The organism is Desulfobacter postgatei 2ac9, assembly GCF_000233695.2.
Lineage (GTDB): Bacteria > Desulfobacterota > Desulfobacteria > Desulfobacterales > Desulfobacteraceae > Desulfobacter > Desulfobacter postgatei.
This window is the reverse complement of sequence record NZ_CM001488.1, coordinates 2,432,885-2,452,908: the sequence shown is the minus strand read 5'-3', so window position 1 is coordinate 2,452,908 and position 20,024 is coordinate 2,432,885. Positions and strand designations below refer to the sequence as shown.

At 49.9% G+C, this 20,024-nt stretch carries 17 protein-coding genes; 1 reads left to right on the top strand and 16 read right to left on the bottom strand.

Features of this window, described 5'->3' with window-relative positions; translation table 11 throughout:
• Positions 1–3: 3 nt before the first annotated feature.
• From murC to DESPODRAFT_RS11135, 16 genes are all read right to left on the bottom strand, one after another.
• Positions 4–1,371 carry a UDP-N-acetylmuramate--L-alanine ligase gene (gene murC, locus DESPODRAFT_RS11210; RefSeq protein ID WP_004073619.1) on the bottom strand — a complete coding sequence of 456 codons (1,368 nt, stop codon included), beginning with the start codon at positions 1,369–1,371 and terminating at the stop codon, positions 4–6.
• Complete coding sequence (gene murG, locus DESPODRAFT_RS11205) at positions 1,358–2,494, bottom strand: undecaprenyldiphospho-muramoylpentapeptide beta-N-acetylglucosaminyltransferase (protein WP_004073618.1); 1,137 nt, start codon at positions 2,492–2,494, stop codon at positions 1,358–1,360. Before murG ends, murC begins: the two co-directional genes overlap by 14 nt.
• Positions 2,481–3,632 carry a putative lipid II flippase FtsW gene (gene ftsW / locus DESPODRAFT_RS11200; protein ID WP_004073617.1) on the bottom strand — a complete coding sequence of 384 codons (1,152 nt, stop codon included), beginning with the start codon at positions 3,630–3,632 and terminating at the stop codon, positions 2,481–2,483. The genes murG and ftsW overlap by 14 nt, the downstream gene beginning before the upstream one ends.
• Positions 3,625–4,995, bottom strand: coding sequence for a UDP-N-acetylmuramoyl-L-alanine--D-glutamate ligase (gene murD / locus DESPODRAFT_RS11195; protein WP_004073616.1), 1,371 nt, complete (start codon positions 4,993–4,995; stop codon positions 3,625–3,627). The genes ftsW and murD overlap by 8 nt, the downstream gene beginning before the upstream one ends.
• Position 4,996: 1 nt before the next feature.
• The gene (mraY, locus tag DESPODRAFT_RS11190; RefSeq protein ID WP_004073615.1) at positions 4,997–6,076 is read right to left on the bottom strand and encodes a phospho-N-acetylmuramoyl-pentapeptide-transferase; all 1,080 of its coding nucleotides are present in this window, start codon (positions 6,074–6,076) and stop codon (positions 4,997–4,999) included.
• A 4-nt stretch (positions 6,077–6,080) separates the two neighbouring features.
• Positions 6,081–9,083: a UDP-N-acetylmuramoyl-L-alanyl-D-glutamate--2,6-diaminopimelate ligase gene (locus DESPODRAFT_RS11185; protein ID WP_004073614.1), complete on the bottom strand. Its 3,003-nt coding sequence runs from the start codon at positions 9,081–9,083 to the stop codon at positions 6,081–6,083.
• Positions 9,070–10,806: a peptidoglycan D,D-transpeptidase FtsI family protein gene (locus tag DESPODRAFT_RS11180; RefSeq protein WP_004073613.1), complete on the bottom strand. Its 1,737-nt coding sequence runs from the start codon at positions 10,804–10,806 to the stop codon at positions 9,070–9,072. Before DESPODRAFT_RS11180 ends, DESPODRAFT_RS11185 begins: the two co-directional genes overlap by 14 nt.
• Complete coding sequence (locus tag DESPODRAFT_RS11175) at positions 10,807–11,118, bottom strand: FtsB/FtsL family cell division protein (RefSeq protein WP_004073612.1); 312 nt, start codon at positions 11,116–11,118, stop codon at positions 10,807–10,809. It lies immediately after the preceding gene.
• A gap of 16 nt (positions 11,119–11,134) precedes the next feature.
• On the bottom strand, positions 11,135–12,073 hold the full coding sequence (gene rsmH, locus DESPODRAFT_RS11170; protein ID WP_004073611.1) for a 16S rRNA (cytosine(1402)-N(4))-methyltransferase RsmH: 939 nt from the start codon (positions 12,071–12,073) through the stop codon (positions 11,135–11,137).
• 1 nt (position 12,074) lies between these two features.
• Positions 12,075–12,515, bottom strand: a complete 441-nt coding sequence (gene mraZ / locus DESPODRAFT_RS11165; RefSeq protein ID WP_004073610.1) for a division/cell wall cluster transcriptional repressor MraZ — start codon at positions 12,513–12,515, stop codon at positions 12,075–12,077.
• 278 nt (positions 12,516–12,793) lie between these two features.
• A complete protein-coding gene (locus DESPODRAFT_RS11160; RefSeq protein ID WP_004073609.1) occupies positions 12,794–13,513 on the bottom strand; it encodes a lysophospholipid acyltransferase family protein in 720 nt (239 codons plus the stop codon).
• Positions 13,510–14,511 carry a DUF4340 domain-containing protein gene (locus DESPODRAFT_RS11155; RefSeq protein WP_004073608.1) on the bottom strand — a complete coding sequence of 334 codons (1,002 nt, stop codon included), beginning with the start codon at positions 14,509–14,511 and terminating at the stop codon, positions 13,510–13,512. The genes DESPODRAFT_RS11160 and DESPODRAFT_RS11155 overlap by 4 nt, the downstream gene beginning before the upstream one ends.
• A gap of 21 nt (positions 14,512–14,532) precedes the next feature.
• Positions 14,533–16,716: a Gldg family protein gene (locus DESPODRAFT_RS11150; protein WP_004073606.1), complete on the bottom strand. Its 2,184-nt coding sequence runs from the start codon at positions 16,714–16,716 to the stop codon at positions 14,533–14,535.
• Positions 16,717–16,725: 9 nt separating this feature from the next.
• On the bottom strand, positions 16,726–17,430 hold the full coding sequence (locus DESPODRAFT_RS11145; RefSeq protein WP_004073604.1) for an ABC-2 transporter permease: 705 nt from the start codon (positions 17,428–17,430) through the stop codon (positions 16,726–16,728).
• Positions 17,430–18,374: an ABC transporter ATP-binding protein gene (locus DESPODRAFT_RS11140; protein WP_004073603.1), complete on the bottom strand. Its 945-nt coding sequence runs from the start codon at positions 18,372–18,374 to the stop codon at positions 17,430–17,432. The genes DESPODRAFT_RS11145 and DESPODRAFT_RS11140 overlap by 1 nt, the downstream gene beginning before the upstream one ends.
• Positions 18,375–18,383: 9 nt before the next feature.
• Positions 18,384–18,959, bottom strand: a complete 576-nt coding sequence (locus DESPODRAFT_RS11135) for a hypothetical protein (RefSeq protein ID WP_004073602.1) — start codon at positions 18,957–18,959, stop codon at positions 18,384–18,386.
• 249 nt (positions 18,960–19,208) lie between these two features.
• Between DESPODRAFT_RS11135 and DESPODRAFT_RS11130 the strand changes: the two genes are divergently transcribed.
• Positions 19,209–20,024: a YdcF family protein gene (locus DESPODRAFT_RS11130; RefSeq protein ID WP_004073601.1), complete on the top strand. Its 816-nt coding sequence runs from the start codon at positions 19,209–19,211 to the stop codon at positions 20,022–20,024.

The following is a 20,024-nucleotide window of genomic DNA, read 5'->3' as shown; positions in this document are numbered from 1 at the left end:
GTATTACAAAATCTCCACCAGTTTTTCCCCAAGGGTATATACATCCCCGGCCCCTAGGGTGAGCACCATATCTCCCGGCTTTGCCTTATGGGTGATGATGGATAGTGCCTGGGTGAAATCCGGGGCAAAGCAGGCTTCCTTGTGTCCATGGGCCTTGATACCTGCCACAAGTTTTTCCGAGTCCACGCCCTCAATGGGGGCTTCCGAAGCCGCGTAGATGGGCAGCACAATGAGTACGTCGGACTGATAAAAGGCCCGGGTGAATTCCTGGAACAACGCTTTTGTCCTTGTGTATCTGTGGGGCTGGAACAATACAATAATTCGTTTGTCCGGATAGCTCTCCCTGACCGCCGTCAAAGTTGCCTTGATCTCTGTGGGGTGATGACCGTAATCATCCATCACCGTGATACCCTTGGTTTTCCCTTTGATCTCCAGGCGACGTTTAACGCCTTTAATCTCCTCCAGCGCTTTTTTAATGGTGTCAAAGGGGACCTTAAGTTCCAGGCCCGTGGCAATGCCGGCCATGGCATTGAGAATATTGTGCTGGCCGCCGATGTTTAAAAGAATATGGCCCAGGTCCTGTTTTCCCTTGAATACGTTGAACAGGGATTTACCGTTTTCAAACCGGATGTGTCGTGCCTGCAGTTCGGACTGGGCTGTCATGCCGTAGGTGATGTAGCGTACCGTGATCCTGGGCAGAATGTCCTGGATATGGGGGTTGTCCAGACATAGAATGGCAAGGCCGTAAAAGGGCACGGAGTTGATAAACTGGACAAATTTATCCTTTATATCTTCGATATCCTTGTAAAAGTCGAGATGTTCCAGGTCAATGTTGGTCACAGCTGCAATGGAGGGGGCATATTTAAGAAATGATCCGTCGCTTTCATCTGCCTCGGCCACAATAAATTCGCCTGACCCATGCAGGGCATTGGTGTCCAGACCCTGGAGCAGGCCGCCGATGATTACCGTCGGATCAAGGCCGGCGGTATTAAGGATTTGGGATATCATGGCCGTGGTGGAGGTTTTGCCATGGGCCCCTGCCACGGCAATGGCATATTTGATGCGCATCAGTTCGGCCAGCATTTCGGCCCGGGGAATGATGGGACAGCCCAGCTCTTTTGCCCGGATCACTTCCGGGTTCTGGGAGGATATGGCCGAAGAGGTCACCATCACATTGACATCTGTGATGTTTTCCTTGGCATGACCCTTGTAAATCACCGCACCCTTGGCTTTGAGACGGTCTGTGATGTGGGACAGTTTGAGATCAGACCCGGATATGGTATAGCCAAGATTTAACAGCAACTCGGCAATGCCGCTCATGCCGATGCCGCCGATGCCTACAAAGTGTATGTGATAATCATGCTGATACATTGTTTTCCTTTTTTGAAATATTGCCCCCGAGAATACGGTCTGCAATCAGGTCTGCGCCATGGGGCATGGCAAGCGCCTTCATGGTGTCTGCCATGCGGGATCTTTTATTCGTATCGTGTTGCAGATCCTCAATGGCTGCCAATAAGGTTTCGCCTGTCAGGTCTTTGTCCGCAATCATGATGCAGGCACCCTGGTCGGCCAGGAATCTTGCGTTTGCGGTCTGGTGATCGTCTGCCGCATAGGGGTAGGGGACAAGGATGGCGGGTTTTGCCTTGATGCACAGTTCCGAGACCGTGCCGGCGCCTGCCCGGCTGATAACCAGGTCTGCCCGGTCCTGAATGGCCGGCATGTCATAAAAAAAGGCTGCGGCCTTGTGCCGGATATCCCCGGTAGCATAAAATTGCTGTATCTGTGCCTCGGCGTTTTTTCCGGTCTGGTGAATGATGAAAAGCTGACGGGTATCTTTCATCATTGCTGCGGCATCAGTAAATGCCCTGTTGATGGAGGCTGCACCCTGGCTGCCGCCGGTGACAAGAATAAGAAAATCATCCGCGTTGATTTGGTTGAGGATACTGTCATCACTCTTGATGTTTTCAAGAGGCGTGCTTAAAGGTCGGCGTACCGGGTTGCCGACCAGCAAGGTGGTTTCATTTTCCGGCATACCCTTTGTCTCTTTAAAGGAGATAAACCGGGTCCGGGCAATTTTGGACAGCATGCGGTTGGTCATGCCGGGAAAGGCATTCTGCTCGTGGATGGCTGTGTCTCTGAAAAGGATGCGCCCGCCCAGCACCAGGGCAAAGGATGAAAATCCGCCCACGCCCAGAATGAAATCCGTCCTGAACGCAATAATGATCACCAGGGCCTGGAACAGGCTGATACCCACAAGACTGGCGGACCAGGCCTTTGCAAAGATGTTTTTTCCCTTTATGGGCCTTGCAATAATTGATTTATGGGCAAATCCGTACCGCGCAAGGGTGTCTGTTTCAAAAGGCGCGCTGGTGCCCACAAAAAGGATTTTTGTGGACGGGTCTTTTTCCATCAGGGCCTGGGCTACGGCAATGCCCGGGAAAAGATGTCCCCCTGTTTTCCCGCCGGCAATGATGACATGTCTATTTTTTGGCATGGTTTGCCGATGCTCCTATGTTCATTAAAATACCCATGGCCGCCATATTGATGATCAGCGATGTTCCGCCGTAGGAAATAAAGGGCAGGGTCAGACCCTTGGTGGGAAGTACGCCTAATGTCACGCCGGTGTTGATGATGACCTGAAGTCCTAAATAGAGGGTGATGCCCGTGGCGGTTACGGCCCCGAAAAAAGTATCTGACTGCCGGGCAATGCGGGTGCCTGTGTGGAGGATGAGGCCGTAAAGCGCCAGGATTGCCGTCACCCCGACAAGGCCAAGTTCCTCGCCAATGATGGAGAAAATAAAATCCGTATGGGGTTCAGGCAAAAAGTGCATCTTCTGCATGGAAAGCCCTACGCCTTTGCCGAACAAACCGCCCGATCCAAAGGCCTTAAGGGAGTTGGTGAGCTGGAAGCCGATGTCGAGGGGATCTTTCCAGGGGTCCATGAATCCGAGGACCCGATCGAGCCGGTAACGGACTTTGACGACCAGAAAATATGCCATAGGAATGACCAGCGGCAACGGGCTGAGCAGGTGCAGTAAGGGCACGCCTGCAATGAACATCATTCCCCAGCAGATCATCCCCATGACCACGATGGTGCCGAAATCGGGCTGGCACAAGATGAGTACGGCCATGAGGGCGAATACCACGGCATGGGGCACAACGCCAATGGAAAATTCCCTCAGTTTTCCCATTTCCTCTTTTTTGGACAGAGAGTAGGCCATGAAAAGGATCATGGCAAGCTTGGCAAATTCTGCAGGCTGGAATGCGAACAGCCCGAAATTAAGCCAGCGCCGCGCATTGTTGGCCTTAATGCCGAAAGCCGGGATAAGCACGGCAACCAGAAGGCCGATGGCTGCAAACAAGATGATATAAGCCATGCTTTTGTATAATCTGTAAGGCAAAGAAGCGGTGATATACATGATGACAAAGCTGACAAGCAGAAATATGGACTGGCGTTTCAGGTAATAAAACAAGGTGTTATGCTCATCCATGGAGATGGAGCAGGAGGCTGAATACACCATGACCAGGCCGATTCCCGTGAGAATAAGCACCGGGAAAAGAATGGTTTTTTCCCTGAAAAAAGGGTGAAGAGGGCCCGGGAAGTATTCGCCGATGTGCAGGGTATCAGCCATGGCATATCTCCTGTTTCGGAACTATCGCGTTGACAATGCGGGCAAAATCCTTTCCCCGTTCCCGGTAATTGGCATAAAGATCAAAACTTGCGCAGGCCGGGGATAAAAGGACCACATCGCCTTTGCCTGCCACAGACACTGCCTTGTTAACGGCGCACAACATGTCCCTGCAGGCGTATGCGGGGCAGATGCCTTCAAATGTCTCCATAACATGACCGGTAGCTTCGCCCATGCCGATAACGGCTTTGGCCCGGGTTTTCACTTCAGGCACCAGGGGGGCAAAATCCAGGCCCTTTTCCCTGCCGCCGAGAATGAGAATGACATTGGATTCAAAGGATTCCAGGGCCCGAAGCACGGCATCTACATTGGTAGCCTTGGAGTCGTTGTAAAAACGTATGCCGTCAACCTCCCGGACAAAGGCGATACGATGTTCTGACAGGATAAACGCATTTAAGGCCTGTCTGATACCTGCCATGGAGGCACCGCAGCTCAGGGCCGCAAGGACCGCTGCCGCAACATTTTCCCTGTTATGCATACCGGGAAGCCTGTCCAAGGTTTCTGCTGTAAGGGTGTCGCTGATTTTTTTTTGCCGGATGTCGATTCCCATCTTGTGAACGCTTGCTCCCCGGGGTACAGGACCGGTGGATGAAAATTCAAGAATATCGGCGCAAATGGTTTTGGTCCGTGTTGAAAAATCTTTGATGGAGGCATTAACCACGGCAGTATCCAGGGCAGTCATATTTTTAAAAACAGACCATTTTGAATCGGCGTAAGCCGCAAAATCCGGATACCGGTCCAGGTGATCCTGGGCAAGATTGAGAAGTGCTGCCACATCCGGCCGGAACGCATCCGCAAGATCAAGCTGGAAGGAGGAGACTTCGGCGACAACAACATCCTTTGGGGTCTCCTGCATGAGATATTCCACCAGGGGGGTGCCGATATTCCCGCCGACAAAGCAGGAAATTCCTGATGCCTCAAGCATGGCTGCCGTCAGCTCCGTGGTGGTGGTTTTTCCGTTGGTGCCTGTGATTGCGATCACGGGCGTGGTGTTGTACTGGGCAAAAATATCCAGCTCGCCTGTTACAGGTACGCCCTTGTCCCGGGCAGACTTGATGAACGGCATGTCTAAGGGAATGCCTGGGCTTGGGATAATTACGGACGCCTGGTCAAACATCTTCTGGCCATGGCTGCCGATTCTTACCGGGATCCCCAGTTTTTTTAAGGCCGCAGCTTCACTTGTCTTTGTTCCGTCAATATCCGTGGCTGCCACGCAGTGTCCACGGGAACGCAAAAAACGGGCCATGGAAAGCCCACAGGCGCCTAAGCCCACAATCAGTTCATATGTATCAGTAAGGTTTGGCATATTATCTTATCTTCAATGTACTCAACGCTATGGCCGAAAGGAAAATGGCAATAATCCAGAACCGGACAATAACTTTGGATTCATGCCAGCCTTTTAATTCAAAATGGTGGTGCAGGGGGGCCATTCTGAAGATTCTCTTGCCGTGGGTGAGTTTAAAATAGGAGACTTGAAGAATCACAGAACACGCTTCCATGACAAAAAGTCCGCCCACGAGTACCAGCATGATCTCCTGTTTGGTGACCACGGCAATGGTGCCAAGGATGGCCCCAAGGGGGATAGAGCCGGTATCGCCCATGAAAATTTGGGCCGGATGGGCATTGAACCATAAAAATCCCATGCCTGCACCGGCCAGAATGCCGCAGATGACAGATACTTCACCGGCTGCGGGAATGTGACGGAGCTGCAGATACTCGGCAAACTGGGCATGACCGACCACATAGGCAAACAGCATATACGTCAGTGATGCCACGATAAAGGGGCCGATGGCCAATCCGTCCAGACCATCCGTGAGGTTCACGGCATTGGATGTGCCCACAATAACCAGGCAGGCAAAGGGGATATAAAAGATACCTAAATTCATGGCCACGTCTTTGAAGAACGGTACCGTGAGCACGGTATTGAAGTCCGGGCTGATATAAATCAGAAAACCGATGAGCAGGCCGGAAAGGATCTGGAGAAGGAATTTGCTTTTCGCCGTGAATCCCATATTCCTTTTTTTCATCAGCGACAGGTAGTCATCAATAAAACCGATGGCACCGAAAAGCAGGGTGGACAGCAGCAATATTCCCACATAGTGGTTGGTGAAGTTTCCCCATAAAAATGTGGAAACAAAAATGGAAAACAGAATCATGATGCCGCCCATGGTGGGGGTGCCCTGCTTTTTTAAGTGGGACTGCGGGCCATCGGTCTGGATGATTTGGCCGAAGTGCATGATCTGCAGCTGCCGGATCACAATGGGGCCGAGAATAAAACAGATGATAAAGGCGGTCAGCCCTCCGTATATGGTGCGGAAGGTAATATACCGAAAAATATTGAAAACGGTATAATGTTCATGTAACGGGTATAAAAATTGGTAAAACATTAGATCAATCTGCCCTTTCAGCAGGGATTTCTTCAAGTACCGGAATCAGCGTTTCCATGGTCATGCCCCTGGAGCCTTTAATCAGTACCCAATTCTCTTGTTTTATTGATTTCTTCAGGGTTTGTGCCAACTCTTGTTTGGAGCCCATGACGATGTGGGCATCCGGGTATCCTTTTTCCAAAGCACCTTCCCGGATCTGGGCGACCTGGGTGCCGAACAGTAAAAGCTTTGCCGGTGAAAGCGCTGCCACCAGGTGTCCCACCTGCCGGTGGTGCAGTTGGGTCTGATCTCCCAATTCCAGCATGTCACCCAGCACGGCAATGCCCCGGTTACTGCCCGCCAGCCGGTTTAAGACCTGCAGGGCCTGGTTCATGGAACAGGGGTTGGCATTGTAGGTGTCGTCAATGAGATGAATGCCGTTGTCAAGATGCCTCAAACGCATTCTGCCCTTGACCGGGACAAACGCTTCAAGCCCCTGGGCAATATCTGTTTCATCAATACCGGCGGCCTTTGCCAGGGCAGCGGCAGCGGCTGCATTAAAGGCCATGAACGCAGCAGGGGAGGGGAGCGCATATTGGCGGGCATGCCCATCTATGGTAAGGGAAAAGGTGATGCGGTGATCCGTTGTGTTGATTTCCGATAAACGTACATCGCTTTTGCTTTGTGTGCCGAAAAGCATCACGCTGCCTGTGGTCGGGTTTTCCCTTGCACCCTGGACAAGGATTTCAAGTCTTGGGTCATCAGCAAAAAGGATGGCTGTGCCGCCGGGGTTCAGGCCTTTAAAAATTTCAGCTTTGGCCCGGGCCACGTTATCCAATGAGCCCAGACCTTGCATGTGCGAACCATGGGTGTTGGTGATCAGGGCAATGTCGGGCTTGGCAATGGCGGAAAGGCGTGCGATTTCGCCCGGGTTGCTCATGCCCATCTCCACCACGGCCCATTCATGGATATCTGCCAGTCTGAGCAAGGTCTGGGGCAGGCCGATTTCATTGTTCAGGTTCCCTTGGGTGGCCAGGGTGTCATGGTGCAGAGAAAAGATCTCTTCGGCCATTTTCCGGGTGGATGTTTTTCCATTCGAACCTGTCAGGGCTGCCACCCGCGCATTGGAGCGCATTCTATGATAGCGGGCCAGGCGTCCCAGGGCAGCCAGGGTGTCCGGCACTTCAAAAAAGCAGACACGGGGTTTGTCCATCAGTCGCTTTTGATTTAAATCAAAGGTGTTCAGGTAACCCTGCCTGACAACAAAAACGATGATTCCCTTTTCTGCCAGGTCCGGAATAAAGTTGTGTCCGTCAAAATGTTCCCCTGCCAATGCCAGAAATACCATATCCGGAGAGATGGTTCTTGAATCGGTGCTGATTCCTTTGAAAACCGCTCTCTTGACATCGGTAACCGTTTTTTGTCCCCAAACGGTTACGGCGTCACACCCGATGGCGTTGGAAAGATCCGCAAGATCCCATGGTCTGGGCGTCAATGCGTTGGTGCAGGCATTGGTTAAGTGCTCCTTGTCGTCAAAGTGAATGGTGCCTGCATTGGTGATCTGGTATGTTTCATGGCCTTTACCTGCCGCCACGATAATGTCCTGGGGTTTTGAAATCCGCACGGCTAAAGCCAGTGCTTTGGCCCTGTCGGTCATCCGGATATATCCTTTTTCACAGGCACCGGGGCTGTAAGGGTCGATTTCTTTGAATCCCTGGGCACGGATACCGTCTATAATTTCGTCAATAACGGCATTCGGATTTTCGGTTCTCGGGTTGTCCGAGGTGACAATCGCGATGTCCGAGTATTTGCAGGCAATGACACCCATGGGGCCGCGTTTGGTGCGGTCCCTGTCTCCGCCGCACCCAAACACCGTGATCAGTCGTGCAGGGGCTCGACCGGCAAGGGTTTTCAGGATGGATTCAAGGGCATCCGGGGTGTGGGCATAATCCACAAAGATATGCCGGTTCAGTTCTGTGGGAAGTTTTTCAAGCCGGCCCGGTACCCGTTCAAGGGCCGCAATGCCCCGGGCAATGGATTCAGGGCAGATACCTGTGGCCAAAGCCGCACCGGCCGCACATAAAATATTTTCTAAGTTGAAGCGGCCCGTGAGTACCGAAGTCATGGGCGCGTGTACACCACTGAAATCCAGGATGGCTCTCAGTCCATGGATGTCATCTGTGATGTCAATTGCCCGGATATCGGCTTCACGATCCGCACTGACCCGGATTGCGGGCAGGTTAAGGCTGTCCGCGAGCCGGGTGCCGTATTCATTATCAATGTTGATAACGGCCTTGCCCCGGGTTCCGTCCCCAAAGGGCCCTAAGCACCTGGTGAACAGTACTCTCTTGCAGGCAAAATAATCTTCGAATCCGTCATGGTAATCCAGATGATCCTGGGTGAGGTTGGTGAACACGGCTGCATTAAATTCGCATCCATCCACTCGATGCTGGTTCAGGCTGTGGGAAGAGACCTCCATGATGACATGGGTGACACCGGCAAGTTTCATGTCGTGCATGGTTTTTTGCAGGCAAACCGCATCCGGGGTGGTGACGGGGTTGTCAATGGTGGTGCCCGGGTATCTGATATTTATCGTACCGATGACGCCGCAGGTGATGCCGCAAGTCTGGTAAATCTGTTCCAAAAGCCAGGTAATGCTGGTTTTGCCGTTGGTTCCGGTGATGCCCACAAGCACCAGATCCTTTGATGGGTGGCCAAAAAAGTTTGCGGCCGCAATGGCTGTATCTTTGCGGGTGTCCTTTGAAAGAACAATATGCAGGGCCTGATCCCGGGTCACTCCCTGGGGAATTTTTTGGGCCAGAACCGCCGCTGCCCCTTTGTCAAAGGCCTGGGCGATATAATCATGGCCGTCTGCTGTGTGACCGTCCACGGCAATGAATAAAGCCCCCTGCACCACCTGCCTGGAATCGCAGGTAATATCGGAAATGGAGGTGGTGACCATGCCTGCCTGTTCCTGATCAGGCGTGAGCACGATGTCAATTGTGTTCAGGATGTCACTCAACTTCATGGGACACCTCCCGGGGTAATGCCGCGACCATGTCTGTTTGGGGAGGAATATTGAGGTAGTTAAAGGAGCGGGCCATGATATCCTTAAAAGCCGGTGCCGCCACAATGCCGCCGTAATGATTCTGTCTGGGCTCGTCCACCACCACCAGGATGGCCAAGGCCGGGTTGTCAAGGGGGGCAAAGCCTGCAAATGCCGCAGTGAACTTGGTATGGGAGTAGCGCTTTGTCTCTTTGTCTGCTTTCTGGGCTGTGCTGGTTTTTCCGCATACCCGGTAGCCGGGGATAGCTGCCTTGGTTCCGGTCCCGTCTTCCTCGACCACTGTGGACATCATCTCTTTTATAATCCCTGCAGTTTTGGCAGAAATAACCTGACGGATCACACAGGGTTTATTGTCTTGGATAATCTCACCTGAATTTGAAAGGATTTTTTTAACCAGCATGGGTTTCATCAGTTTGCCGCCGTTGGCTATGGCTGATACGGCACTTACAAGCTGAAGCGCCGTCACCGACATGCCCTGGCCAAACGACATGGCCACGGCATCAATGTTTGTCCAGCGGTTCAAAGGCAGAAGAACGCCCGAACTTTCTGCAGAGCAGTTGATTCCGGTTTTTGTGCCGAATCCAAAGGCATTCAGATAGTAGTACATGGCCTTTGGACCTACATCCTGGGCTATTTTTGCAGCCCCGATGTTGGAGGAAACTTTTACAATCTGGCTCGGGGTCAGATAATCATAGGGATGGGTATCATGGATCACGGATCTGCCAATACGGTAACGGCCTTTTTCACAATTGATAATGGTTGTGGCAGGCATGCCCCGTTCAATGGCCGCAGCCACAGTGATCACCTTCATAATGGAACCGGGCTCAAAGGGGTCGGCTACCGCTCTGTTTCTGTACCGCTTCCTGCTGAAATCGCCATAGTTGTTGGGATTAAATTCCGGGTAATGGGCCACGGCCAGAAGTTCACCGGTGGCCGGCTGCATGACCAGAGCCATGCCTGATGTTCCTCGATGTTCTTTCACGGCCTGTTCAAGGGCCTGTTCGCTGAAAAACTGGATTTTCTTATCCAGGGTTAAAACAATAGTGGATCCTTTAAGGCTTTCCCGCTTCTTTTTTCCCGTATCAAGGACTGTTCCCTGGCCGTCCCTATATTCTTCTGTCTTCAGGGTTAGGCCTTCCAGAAAGTCATTATATGAGAATTCAAGCCCCTCAAGGCCGTGATCATCTTTCCCTGTGAATCCGATGACCTGGGCTGCCAGGCTCCGGTTGGGGTAAAACCGTTTGGAGTTATCCTGTATATATATACCGACAATGTTCAGCTTTTTTACCTCGTCTGCCCTATGAGGCGCCACCCTGCTTGCCAGAAGCGCAAACCGGCGTTTCTGGGAAAGTTTTTTCTCTATTTCAGCCTGGCTACCGCCAATGATCTGTACCAGTTGACCTGCCGCCTGCCGGACATTTGCGATCTGGGTGGGATCGGCGGTGATGTCGGGGGCCTCGGTGCTGGCACCCAGCTTATTTGAGTTGCGGTCAAGGATCAGTCCGCGGTCACCCTGGATCGTGATCCGCCGGACATAGGTGTTTTCAGCTTTTTTTTTAAGCGCTTTACCCTGGAGAATCTGGATATCAAAGGAGCGGATGACAATACCTGCCAGGCACAGCAGCAGAAAAAAACGGATAAAACAAATCCGTAAACCGATTTTTTCACAAGGGTTTGCCGCCATTCAGTTCGTTCCTTTGGGCAGGTAAATGGTTTGATTAAAGATGTCCGGTGCCAGTCCCAACTGGGTGCGGGCAATATGGGTGATACGTGCTTCGGATTTAAGGCGCTCTATTTCCATGCCCAAGGCCTGGCGATAATCTGTCAGATTCCGGATCCGGCTTTCAGTTTTTGCAATCATGATCATTGCCTGGTTGGATTCGCTCCTGATCCAGGCGTTGCAAATAAGCTCGGCTGCCAGCACCATGATAAGAAAAAACCACAGCAACCCTTTTCGGTTCTGGATGGAATCAATCTGTTGTTGTGGTGTGTTCACAGCTGGTTTGCCTTTTCTATATTTTCTGGGCCACCCGCAGCTTTGCGCTTCTTGCCATGGGATTTGCTTTAAGTTCGTCCGGATCGGCTGTCACGGGTTTTCTGGTAACGGATTCCATTTGTTTTACAAACCCGCATATGCATTGGGGAAATTGTCTTGGGCATGTGCATCCTTTTTCAAAGGCCCGCAACCGCTGTTTGACAATGCGGTCTTCCAGGGAGTGAAACGTGATGATACTCACACGCCCGCCCTTGACCAGCATCGAAGGAACCGCCTGCATGAATTTTTCTAAGCGTTCAAGCTCCCGGTTGACTACAATCCGCAGGGCCTGAAACACCCGGGTGGCCGGATGAATTTTTTGTTTTGCCTTTGCACCGGCAGGTACGGCTTCCTCAATGACCCTGGCCAGTTCAAGGCTGGTGGCAATGGGGGAACAGACTCGTTTTTCAGTGATTGCCCTGGCCATCCGTCTTGAAAAGCGTTCTTCCCCGTATGTAAAAAAAATATCAGCCAATTGTTTTTCCGAATATGTATTTACCACCTGGTGTGCGGTTAACGAATTGCGGACATCCATCCGCATATCCAACGGTTCGTCTTTTTTAAAACTGAACCCTCGTTTGCTTTGGGTCAATTGGTTGAGTGAAAAGCCCAGGTCGAGAAGGATGCTGTTAACTCCATTAATACCGGCATCTTTGAGAATGTCGGGGAGATCACTGAAGTTATTATGGTACAGCCGGATATTGTCTTCGAAAAGATGAAGTGTGCTTCGGGCGTTGGCAATGGCATCCATGTCCTGATCAATGCCGATGAGCAACCCGTCGGAACCTATGGCCTTGAGCGTTGACATCGCGTGTCCGCATCCGCCGAGGGTACAGTCCACACATATGTCTCCGGGTTTAAGATTCTGATATGCGTGCACCTGATTCGGCATGACAGAGATATGTTCAAAACCCATATTACAACCCTATGGAAGCGATCTCTTCTCTGACTTCCTCCCGCTCAAGCTCTTGCTCCATTGCCTTCTGCTCCTGCTCCCATTTTTCTTTGGCCCAGATTTCAAACCGATCCAGAACACCCACAAGAACAACCTCTTTGTTTATCCCTGCATAGGTTCTTAGATTCTGGGGAATTAACACCCTGTCCTGCTTGTCGCATGTCAGTGGGCAGGCATTTCCCAGGAAAAAGCGTTTGAACTTCTGCATGGTTGAGGTCTTAGCCGTTTTTAAACGATCCTCAATAGCCTTCCATTCGGTGAAGGTAAAGGCAAATATGCAGCCGTCCTTGCATGAGACCACGATTCCGTAATCATCCTCCGCTTTGAGCACTTTTCTGAATCGTGCCGGGATAATGAGTCTTCCTTTGTCATCAATTGTATGACAGGAACTGGATCGAAACACTTGAGCGGCCTTTTCTATAGAATGCTACATCCACTTTGTACCCACATAGCTGCCACTTTTACGAAAAATATAAGAGAAGTCAAGTTAAAAAAAAGAATATTTTTTTAAGATATAGGGTTGTGTCGGGGGAAGGGCGGTGTACCTGATTTAAAATTAAATAGTTATATGTCAGTATGGGGGCGTGGCGGATTGTGGGTGGAATTGGTGGTACAATGTGGAGGAGAGTAGACGATCGACGAATTTTGGTCAGACTTTAACTTAGGTTAGGTAAAGACAGATTAAACCACGCTATCTACGGTCTGATGAATCTGATCAATTTTATTATTCAGTTCTGGCTTGCTGCAGTTAGGAATATACACTGGGGGGTGGATGATCAGATCCACCGTACCCGGCATGAGGGCAAGGGTATCAGAGGGTAAGATATGTTCTGAATTTTTAATGGTTATCGGCAAAACAGGCCGTCCTGAATTCATGGCAAAGACAAACGCGCCTTTTTTAAAAGGCAGAAGATTGCCCCTGGATCTTGTCCCTTCGGGAAAAAAAAGCACGCTCGCCTTGTCCGACAAGTTCTTTTTTGCCGCTTTTATGGATTCCACAGCAGCCTGACCATTGGATCTGTTTACATATATGCAGCCAAGAGACGCACAGGCTGTACCAAAAACAGGGATCTTTTTGAGTTCCTTTTTCATCACCCATTTGATGGTCAGCCCTGTAAATCCCTGTAGCACAGGGATGTCCACCATGCTTTTGTGATTGGCCACCACCACATAGGATGATTGGGGATTGTAATTTTGCTTGCCCTCGATTCTGACCCGTATAAACGCAATGGCACAGACTATTCTGGCCCAGGTCACGGCCAGCGCATCAGCTTTGTCAGGGCTGAAAACAGCCCCGACAAAGATGCAACTCAGCGCCATGACCAGGGTGTTTAAAATTATGGCTGGGATAACAATGAGCCATTTATAGGGCTGGTAAGCTATTTTAAATAAAGCGTTCACTCCTCGCCGGATTCAGTGCTGTCCTGTTGTTGAATTCCCAAAAGTTTGTCCGCGTATGAAACAATATCTTCGGCTTTATAGCTGGTCAAGGTGAAGGCATAGGGTGTGTATGAACAAGACCCTTCCACATCCTGATTCTCATTTTTGTTGAACAGATTTAAAATAAAAGTTTTATCGTTTTCAAGTAAAATTTTATATGAGGGTTGTATCTCCTTTAACCGGGCAGCCTTGTCTTCATCCAAAAAGGCCTGGCATTCAAGCTTTGACAAAGACGACAAAAGATCTGATATCGTTTTTTGATCTGTAACAGAACCGTCTTCTTTTTTCCAGATCGATTCTTGGGGGACCGGCTTTTTTTTGATCAAATCCTTTTTGGTTTCCTCTTTTTCCTGATCGGTTGTTTCAGGTGTCTGGGATTTTATCAAAGTGACGATTTGTCCCTGCTTCTCCAATGTAAGCTTGTTTACGCCGGCCGGGTCAAATTCAAGCACTTTTTTATCCCTGAAATCCGCAATTTCTTTGTCAAACTGACTTTTGAAATTGCCGTTGGCCTGGTATACGGTCCGATCCTTGTCATCCAGATAGATAAATGTATGGTTGTAGCTGGGCGCTGTTTTGCCGATGACAAAGCTGCGTACCGCCTCTTTTCCGGCCAGGGCCTTGACCTTTACGGCATGGGTGTCATCCAGTTCATACCTTGCAAGGTCCTTTGCCTCTGATACAAGGGCGGACAGTTTTATCGCCTTTAATGTGCCGATCATCTGCTCTATGTCTTCGGGGTTTGCCGAAAATTTTTTGTCGGTAACGGTCCAGCCATTTTCTCCTTTATTAAGGACTACCAGGCGGTCTGCCTTTGAGATTTCCACCCGGTCAATGCGGGTGGTATCCACCTGGGGAATCGTTGGCAATTCATAATGGACCTGGTTGTCCTTTTTAAGACCAAGATAGGCAATCAAGCCGATGATTAGGATGATTAAAATGATATATTCTTTTTTCATGATTCTTCCTTGATTCAAAAATCAACCAAACATATGTGCAATTTTCTTCTTTTTTATGCTTCTGAAAAACCAGACACCCAGACCGAAGAGGAAAACCAGCACACAAAGCCCTATAACATTGAATCCCTTAATGATGTTTTTGGTTAAAGGATCGGTGTCGGAAATGGGGTTCAAGGTTTGCTGCTTGCTTCTCAAAAGAGCTGTGCCGTCATCTCCGTTGAGGTGGTCTATAACGTTGAGCAGGAAGGTGGCATTGGTGGTGCGGCCCTCTTCGTCCAGCATGTTGTCGTGCAGCATCTGCACACATCCGAGTACAAATATTTTTGCAGGTGCTGATGTCTCGATTACCCGGTTGCCGGCTTCAAGCCCTTCAATGTTTTTGGACGACTTCTCAGGCGGTTGGGGGCCTTCCTCATTTTCTTCGTCTTGGATGTCGGTTTCTCCAGCCTCCTTTTCGGGGACGGGTTTGCCTTTAAAGTAAGATGTAAATTGCCCTTCCAGAAGATATGCCAGGTCATAGGTGGAAAGATCGCTATCTGAGGGGGGCGGGCTTAAAAACATGGGATTCAGGTTGATGTTGTCTTCCATGAGCCATGCCTGGTCAGATGAGGACAGAAGACGGATCGCACGGACCTTTGCCTCGTCCTGGTTGCCTTTGACATGCTTGAGCGGGGATATCTGCATGGCCACAAGCCCTTTGATATTTTTCATGAATAGAGGATCGTTGTTGATGGCGTTCTCTTTAATCACCGGCGCAAAATAGATGGTCTGCTCTCCGCCTCCCTGGGACTGGGGCAATTGCTGTTTATATGAATTTTTGTCCAGCACATAGGCTTTTTGGATCTGAATGCCATAGTGGGCCAGAAGTTTTTCAAGGCCGGTATCAATCGGGGCAAAGGAGGGCATACCCATCATTCCGCCTTGGCCCTGCTGCTCTTCAAAGGCATCGGCAAAAACAGCGATATTTGTGCCTTTCATCAGGGCCTGGTCAATCCGGAACAGTTCATAATCGGAAAAGTGTTTGGTGGGTTTGGCAATCACCAGGCAGTTGAGGCCTTCGGGGATACCTTCATCTTTAAGGGGAATCTGTCTGATATTGTATCTTGAGCCCACAAGCTGATCAAAAACGGAAAGACCGTTTCCGGGCCGGCCCTGCATCATGGCCATGCGATCCGGTCCAAGGGTGGGGCCCCCATGATCGGACAGATAGCCGATATCCTTGTTGATGCCGATCAGTTTTTCCATGACCGCCGTAATCTCTTCTTCAAGTCCCCGGGGGTCCGCCATTTGATAGGTGGTGCCGATGATCGGAATCTCCACTGCTGTGATCAGGGGTAAGGTCCAGGCCTTGCCTTTATATTCCACCACAAGGCCGGCTGTGCCGGAGCCTGCCCGGATATTTTTTTCGGGCAGGTCAGGCCAGCGCAGGGCCATGAGATCATGTTTTTTTGAGACCTTTTCAAGTTCATCCGGATCTGAGATATCCTTGCGCTCAAACTGGAAAATATTTAAGTTTTTACTGTTCAGGTTGCCCACAGCCGCGGCCACTTCATCGCCAAGCTGCGGGAGCCCGTCCAACCCGATTAAAGGCCCTATGGCATTAAGTCCGGGGGAGATATACATCGTAATATTAATTTTATCCGTCTGGCGCAAAAGTGCCGAGACCTTATTGTTCAGTTTTCGGATGGCGCAGGTCAGTTGATATTCAAGTCCGTCCGTGGTGGTGATGGCCGGGATCTTTTCGATGAGATCTCCATGGAGGATAACCAGGCCCATATAAGCGTTTTTAAATTTCAGCTCATCGTTCTCCATCACCCTGATCTGAACCGGAGATATTCCATAATCCCGTGCCATTTCACGATTCTGGTTTGCCTGGTCCCCCATGTCGGTTTCCTGAGATACATTATAAAAGGTAAAGTTGAAATATCGTCCGGCCTGGGCTGCGTATTCCGTGAGCAGATCCTTTAAATACCGTTCCGTATTATTGTGAGGAGCAGGCATGTTTTTTGAGAAAAATACTTTGATGTTCAACGGTTCGGACAGGGTGGAGACGGCCTGTTTGCTGGCATCGGACAGGGAATAGATCCGGTTGGCGGTCAGATCAAATCTGAAAAACAGGCTTAATCCGGCCACATTCAACAAAACGATAACAACGGCGTACAGGATAAATTTCAGATAATATTCTTTAAGGAAAGGCTTACCCATGGTGACTCCTTAATTTTTTTCTTTCATGGCGATATCGGTTGAGAAAATGAAGATAAAGATCACGGATGTAAAGTAAATAAGATCCCTTGAATCGATGATGCCTTTGGAAATGTTTGTGAAATGGGCATTGGCACCGATGTATTCCATAACCGGCACAAGAGGTTCGGGGATGAAAAAAAGCATCCGGTCAATGATGGTCAGGGTAAAGCACATGGCGCACCCGATGATAAAAGCGATGATCTGGTTCCGGGTCAGCGCCGAGGCAAACAGCCCTATGCTGCAGTATGCCCCGCCAAGGAGTATCGCCCCGAGATACCCCCCGGCCACAGGCCCAAAGTCCATATCTCCGATGAAGGAAATGAACAGCGGGTAGGAGAGGGTGGGCAGCAGCATGGCCGCAGCAAAGGCGGTTGCCGCAAAAAATTTGCCCAGGGCGATATGGGTAAAGGAGACCGGCATGGTCAAAAGACTCTCATAAGATCCCACGTTTTTTTCCTCGGCAAACATGCGCATGGTCACGGCGGGAATAAAAAAGGAGAAGGTCATGGGCAGAAGGGCAAAAAAGTCTCTTAGGTCGGCCCGCCCGTAAATAAAAAAGGTGGAAAAGAAAAACCACCCCGTAACAATAAGAAAAAGGGAAATAACAATATACGCAATGGGCGAAATAAAATAGTCTTTAAATTCTTTTAAGGCGATGGTTTTGATCGGTGTCATTAAGCGCTCTCCCGTGTCAGTTCGTGGAAGATTTCCTCAAGGGCTAAAGATTGTCTTGCAAGTTCGGTGATAATCCAGTCTGTTTTTTTAATGGACAGGTAAAGGTCCTGGCGGATATCTTTATCTTCTTTGCAGCACAGTTCAAAGCTTATACCTTCACTTGCAGGTGTATCTGTTACAGTGATGTCAATGCTTGAGTCAAAGGCCTTAAGATGGGCAAGGGCCTCGGTTATTTCCGCACCCTGCAATGTCAGGCGGACCACACTGCGGTGCCGGGCATTTTGTTTTAAATGTTCGGCGCTGTCGTCCGCCACTTTTTTGCCCTTGTTGATTATGGCGATCCTGTCGCAGGTGGCTTCGGCTTCGGAAAGGATATGGGTGGAAAAGATAATGGTCTTCTCCCTGCCGATGCTTTTGATGATATCACGGATCTCTGCGATCTGGTTGGGATCAAGGCCCGAGGTGGGTTCGTCAAGGATCAGGATATCCGGGTCGGACATCATGGCATGGGCTAACCCTACCCGCTGGCGAAGGCCCTTGGACAGATTGCCGATGGGCTTGGCCATGATACCGGAGAGCCCGCACAGCCTGCCCAATTCCCTGAACCGGGACAGCCTGCGCCCGGGATCATCCATCCCTTTAAGCCGTGCCACATAATCCAGGTAATCATATACCAGCATATTATGGTACAACGGCGCGGATTCGGGCAGATATCCGATCATGGATTTTATTTTCAGGGTATCTTCCGGCATTTTGAGGTCATTGATCCTGATCGTGCCGGATGTAGGGGTATAAAATCCTGTGAGCATCCTCAAAGTGGTCGTCTTGCCGGCCCCGTTGGGGCCGAGAAGGCCAAGTATCCGGCCGGGTTCAATGGTGAGGCTGATGCCGTCAACAGCACAGAAATCGCCGTAATACTTGGTCAGATTCTGAACATCAATCAATGTCTTCTCCTAAAAATCTTCAAGTACTTTGCTTTTTTCAAGGAACGCATCCACGTCCTGGGTTGTTCGTTTCATATGGTCTATCAGTTTTTCAAGATGCCGGCAAAAAGGGTCGTCTTTGCCTAAAGTTAGCGCCGATTCCCTGTAAAGTGAAAGAATGTCGTTGAAACGGCTCTCCAAATTTCCGGCCAGTTTTTTTCGGTCTTCGTGTCTGATTTTTTCAGACTGGATAACGGATTCCAGTTTTTTGATGGAATACTCAACAAGCGCATCCCGGGGCATACTATAGGTTTCGGAGATGGCCGTCAATGCCTCAATTGTTTTACGGCTGAGAACAAAAGTTTTCTGCTTTCTGTCCAGCTGCTTGAACTGGCGTATCCGGATGGATCGGGCCAGCTGATCCAATGCTGCATGATCTTCAATAATGTGATCAAACAGGGATTTTTGCTTGATGCCCATGTGAACGGCCACAAGGCCGATGGCATCAATGGCTTTCTGAGAGAGCTTGAATGTTGCCCTCACCGATTGTTTGCCCCTTAAATCAAGCATGGATAGTTCGGCAAAGGGGTCATTGGATTTAGCCATGTGTTCTCCTTTTCAGGACATTTCATTACTCCATATTGGCAGTCCAAAAAAGTAATTCATATTTATTATGACTGCGTATATTATCTTAAACGGTGAACCGGATCAATGCTTAATGCCCGGATGACTAAAATGTAATTTATATTTTTAAAATATTGGGATACCAAAGAAAACCGGACTGATATAGTATGGCATAGAAAAAACCGGCTCTTTGAGCCGGGTCTGAGTTCAATTTTTCGGGAGAGGTTGAGTATGGCAGGGTCATTGTTCTTCTGGTTGTCAAAGCTGGGTTGGATGTTCATCCGCCCGGATTTTCTTTTGGTTGCTTTTGCCGTAATGGGGATGTTGTTTTTGTTTTCAGGAGCAGAGAAAAAGGCAAAATGGATGCTTGGGTGTGTGGTGCTGTCGATGCTCGTTATCACTGTTTTTCCTTTAGGAACTATTCTTTTGGCTCCCCTGGAGCACAGATTTTCCACAAACCCGGTCCTGCCGGAAAAAGTGGACGGTGTTATCATACTTGGCGGAGCGGAAAACAATTTTTTGACCCATCTGTGGCATCAACCTGAAATAAACGATGCCGCTGACCGGTATATCGGGTTTGCCCGTCTTGTCAGAGCATATCCGGATGCGGTGCATCTTTTTACCGGCGGGTCAGCAAGCCCCATGCATCAGGAATGGAAAGATGCAAATACGGCCCGACAGGTATTTATGGATATGGGCCTGGATATCTCAGGCATGATATTTGAGGATCAATCTCGAAATACTTATGAAAACGGGTTGTTTTCAAAAAACATGGTTCATCCTGAACCCGGGCAGACCTGGGTGCTTGTGACCACAGCCGCACACGTTCCCCGGTCTGTCGGGGTCTTTAACCGCCTTGGGTGGTCCGTGATTCCCTATCCTGTGGATCATTATACCCGACCTGACAGGAAGTTCGGATTAGGCCTTAATTTTTCCCGGAATCTGGGAAGGCTGGTCACGGCAGCAACTGAATGGACCGGGCTTGCAGCCTATTATATTACCGGCAAAACCGACACCCTGTTTCCATCCGCTGTATCCGGACGGTGA